We start from the raw sequence: 2235 nt of genomic DNA, 5'->3' as shown, positions 1-2235 counted from the left end.
CCTTGTTATAGGAGGGCCAGTTAGTGATTTTAAAATTTTGTTTTGCCATGGAGACCTGATTTTGAAACAACTATGGTGATCTGATCCGATGATTACCCAAACTTTCTATTTATTCAACAAAGCCTATTATTCAACAAAGCCGCTCCAACGTGGCGCAGCATGATGCATTGCAATTCTCACTTTCAGCGCTTGAGAAATTTATGCCTCAAGCAGTGAAATTAAGACGACATGGCGAAACCAGTATCAGTGAATTATGCCGCATTGCCGGTTCTTACTATGCGGTAGCCAATCTGGGCTTGATGGATTATGAAAGCGTCCGGCATGAAATGATGATCATTGTTGGCAAGATATTAGCGAGTGAACCTAATAACGTCATTGCTCTTTCTTTACAAGGGCTACTACTTTGCGCTGAAAATAATAAGGAAGCAGCAAGTAAGTTTCATTTGGCCATGTTATTAGCCCCCACGGTTGCAGAGGTTTATTATTACTATGCTTGCCATCTGGTGCGACAAGGTGATTTAGATAAAGCAATGCAGATGAATAATATGTGTATGGACCTCAATGATGCGTTCTATTCGCCTAAAATATTGCATGTTATCATCAATTATCTCCTTGGCGATATCCAGGAGGCCGTAAGGTATTGGAGAAGATACACTTAATACTGATTCTCCCGGGAATACGATCATGCGGGGATTACTGGCGTTACTCTATGCGCGTCTCGGCGAATTATGCAAAGCTCGGGCTCTGGTAAAGGATATTGAAAAGTATAAACTATCTTGTGAGTTTATCGGGTATTGTTATAATGAGGTCGCAGGGGTTGTGCACCCAGGGGCAACAAAACATCCAGCATTACTAGCTGAAAAAATGAGATTCTCCAGCGTCCACGTGGGAAATTCCTTTTCCTTAGCATCTTGGATGATGTAAAACGTGTGCTGATAATGAATGATGAGTTTTGATTTTAGTATGTGAATTAAAACTAAATGCCATTAAAAAAAACTGATGTCATCATTCGGTATTGTCCCCTTTTTTGTGATTGCATTTATGGGGGAGGGAGAGCCCTTTTGAGAAGATCGGGATGTTGAGAGGGCATGACCTGAATTTGTTAACTTACTGCCGGGTTTTCTAGAAAAGGAATCTCATATTTCAACGCAAACTAAATGTGTATCACAATAAAATGATTAAGATGCACGGTTTAATGCTATTTATGCTATACAGCAATGTGAAGTTATAAAAATATTGGTGGATATTATATGGATATACATTACATCTGCTCTGCATTTAAAACAGCCTACCAGTTAGAAGATCTTGATTTTCTCGAGTTTGAAAGTAGTTTAGTGTTGTTTTCAAAAGAAAAAAGGATGATCTTCGAATTCCACTGCCAGCCGGACAAGGCTGATGTGAAAAAGTGCATAGATGCGTGGCTCTATCAGCGAGTTTTTGTGCAAAGGATGCAGAAAAATTCTGAGCATGGGCTGGAAGTAAAGGAAATAATTAGGAAAATGACACATTAGTTTTTTTAAGTTTCTAGATCTGGAAGTGATTTTTTTACTTAAAATTCATGTTGTTATTTAAATTCTTGCGGTTTATTAATGTGAACGTTGATTTTTCATAACGTTTCCTCATATGCCAAAACGTTTGTCTTAAGCTAATTATCACATTTATCAATGTGATATGTTGTTTCTTATCATTTTTGTTAGCTGCGGCGTGTTGCGTAAATGTAATCAAGAAACGCGGTTGGTTGACGATATTGCCTCTAGGCATCTATTCCTATATTCCTAGAGCAAAGAGGCAAACCATGTTCAAAAACGTTAAAGTCATCACAGGGATTTCGATTGCCTTTGCTGTCTTTATTTTATTGCAGGTAATCACCAGCATACTGTTTTACTCCTCAGTAAATAACGATAAGCAAAACTTTCAAAAATCTGAAATCTTGAGCTTTCAGCAAGAACAGCTTACTGATAGTTTTCAATCGCTTGTAAAGACTCGTGTTGTCATCACTCGCGTGGCCATCCGTTTTTTGAAAAACCAGAAAGATGAAAAATCCATTGCGGCAATCAATGCTCTCCTGGCAACAGCCAGTACTACGCTTGATACGGCCGAAAAACAGTTTAATCCGTCATTCCGCACCTGATTTTTCTTTTTTCGGGACTTGACGGTATTCTGAAGTTCTGAATTTATTACTGCTTTTTGCAGACCAATCAGCATGAGTACTCCCCACGTTACCATCCGTAACCT

2 protein-coding genes and 1 pseudogene are annotated in these 2235 nt (G+C 38.7%); all 3 read left to right on the top strand.

Annotated features, from left to right (window positions below; all coding sequences use genetic code 11):
• Positions 1-149: 149 nt before the first annotated feature.
• Positions 150-659 carry a hypothetical protein gene (locus ACTBDZ_RS17225; protein WP_438816197.1) on the top strand — a complete coding sequence of 170 codons (510 nt, stop codon included), beginning with the start codon at positions 150-152 and terminating at the stop codon, positions 657-659.
• 591 nt (positions 660-1250) lie between these two features.
• Complete coding sequence (locus tag ACTBDZ_RS17220; RefSeq protein ID WP_438816196.1) at positions 1251-1511, top strand: hypothetical protein; 261 nt, start codon at positions 1251-1253, stop codon at positions 1509-1511.
• 284 nt (positions 1512-1795) lie between these two features.
• Positions 1796-2110: pseudogene (locus tag ACTBDZ_RS17215) on the top strand (Tar ligand binding domain-containing protein); the annotation flags it as partial.
• Positions 2111-2235 lie beyond the last annotated feature (125 nt).

This window comes from Symbiopectobacterium sp., from assembly GCF_051710365.1.
Classification (GTDB): Bacteria; Pseudomonadota; Gammaproteobacteria; order Enterobacterales; family Enterobacteriaceae; genus Symbiopectobacterium.
The sequence above is the reverse complement of the archived record's forward strand: the minus strand, read 5'-3'. Positions and strand labels throughout refer to the sequence as shown.

Bases quoted from the DNA above. Each gene is read 5' to 3' on its own strand.
- ACTBDZ_RS17220 (WP_438816196.1), top strand. From the start codon at position 1,251: ATGGATATACATTACATCTGCTCTGCATTTAAAACAGCCTACCAGTTA.